Annotated in this window: 3 protein-coding genes; 2 read left to right on the top strand and 1 reads right to left on the bottom strand. The window is 68.6% G+C overall.

Translation table 11 applies throughout. The features are described 5' to 3' along the window. A partial coding sequence (locus AC1D15_RS29645) for an efflux RND transporter permease subunit (protein WP_477828839.1) occupies positions 1–980 on the top strand: 980 nt, incomplete at its 5' end. Between the two features lie 2 nt (positions 981–982). Here the strand turns inward: AC1D15_RS29645 and AC1D15_RS29640 are convergent. Next, a complete protein-coding gene (locus AC1D15_RS29640) occupies positions 983–1,504 on the bottom strand; it encodes an FKBP-type peptidyl-prolyl cis-trans isomerase (RefSeq protein WP_047511457.1) in 522 nt (173 codons plus the stop codon). 36 nt (positions 1,505–1,540) lie between these two features. Here AC1D15_RS29640 and AC1D15_RS29635 point away from each other — a divergent pair. Next, a partial coding sequence (locus AC1D15_RS29635) for a cupin domain-containing protein (RefSeq protein WP_477828838.1) occupies positions 1,541–1,922 on the top strand: 382 nt, incomplete at its 3' end.

Raw genomic sequence — 1,922 nt, 5'->3', positions numbered from 1 at the left:
AGCTGCAGGCGTCGCTGCACATCGACCGCGACCGCGCCAACACGCTGGGCGTGTCGATCGACGCGCTGCGCTCGGCGCTGTTCAGCGCGTTCGGCGAGCGGCAGGTGTCGACGATCTACACCGCCGTCGACAGCTACCAGGTGATCATGGAGGTGGCGCCCGGCGCCAAGCAGGACGAGAGCGCGTTCAACAACATCTACGTGCGCTCGTCCAGCGGCACGCTGGTGCCGATGTCGAGCTTCGCGACCGTCACGCGCACGGTCGGCCCGACCTCGATCAACCACGTCGGCCAGCTGCAGGCGGTCACGGTGTCGTTCAACCTCGCGCCCGGCGCCGCGCTCGGCGACGCGACCGGCAAGATCGAGCACTACCGCGCGGAGATCGAGCTGCCGGAGTCGATCATCACCAGCTACGGCGGCGATGCGGCGGTGTTCAAGAGCTCGCAGGGCAGCCAGGCGATCCTGATCGTCGGCGCTCTGCTGGTGATCTACGTGCTGCTGGGCGTGCTGTACGAGAGCTACATCCACCCGCTGACGATCCTGGCCGGGCTGCCGTCGGCGGCGGTCGGCGCGCTGCTGACGCTGAAGCTGTTCAACATGGACCTGACGCTGATCGCGACCATCGGCATCCTGCTGCTGATCGGCATCGTCAAGAAGAACGCGATCATGATGATCGACTTCGCGCTCGAGCAGCAGCGCTCGCAGGGCATGGCGGCGGAGCAGGCGATCCGCGAGGCCTGCGTGCTGCGCTTCCGGCCGATCATGATGACGACGCTGGCGGCGCTGATGGGCGCGCTGCCGATCGCGATGGGGCTGGGCGCGGGTGCGGAACTGCGCCAGCCGCTCGGCCTCGCGGTGTGCGGCGGGCTGGTGTTCTCGCAGGCGATCACGCTCTACATCACGCCGGTGATCTACCTGTACCTCGACCGCTTCAGCGGCAAGGGGCCGGTGACGGCACCCGAAGGCGCCGCACAGGCCTGAGCCTAGTGCAGGTGTGAATTCGACGGCGCCGTCGTCATGATGCTCAGGGCCGGCGAGTCGACGCTGCCGGCCTCGATCTCTTCCTCGGTGGCCTCGCGCACGTCGCGCACCTTCAGGTCGAGCCGCAGCGCGATGCCGGCCAGCGGGTGGTTGCCGTCGAGCACCACGTGGGTCGGGTAGACCTCGGTCACGGTGTAGACCGCGTCAGGCCGCAGGCCTTCGGTGACGGCGCCTTCGGGCGGCCCGTCGAACTGCATGCCGACATCGACCTGTTCCGGGAAGATCGAGCGTGCCTCGAAGAAGACCAGGTCGGGCTGGTAGTCGCCGAAGGCCTGTTCGGGTTCGAGGTGGAGCCTGGCTTCGAAGCCGGTCTCCTGGTTGATCAGCGCTTCTTCGACCTTGGCGAGCAGGTCGTCGCCACCGACGAAGAACTCGACGGGCGCGTCGAGTTCGTCGATCAGCTGGCCTTGGGCGTCTTCCAATCGCCACGTGAGGGCGACGACGCAGGGGTTGGTGATGAGCATCGAAGGATGATCGCACAGTCATCGCACAATCMTGCGATGCCCGCACCGATCTCCCACCCCTCTACGCCCGGCTCTACGCCCGGTCTCGCCACCCGGCCCGACACCCTGCTCGGCGGCCTGTCGCCCACCGCCTTCATGCGCCGCCACTGGCAGAAGAAGCCGCTGCTGATCCGCCAGGCCGTGCCCGGCATCGCGCCGATCGCGCCGCGCGCACAGCTGTTCGAGCTGGCCTCGCGCGAGGATGTCGAATCGCGCCTGATCGTGCACGGCAGCCGCGGCTGGACGATGAAGCGCGGCCCGCTGCCGCGGCGTGCGCTGCCGCCGGTGTCGCGCGCCGGCTGGACCCTGCTGGTGCAGGGGCTGGACCTGCACCTCGATGCCGCGCGCGAGTTGCTGTCGTGGTTCCGCTTCGTGCTGC

It is taken from the genome of Rhizobacter sp. P2_H2, assembly GCF_056403375.1.
Note: the sequence above shows the minus strand (reverse complement) of the source record. Positions and strands in the feature narration are given on the sequence as shown.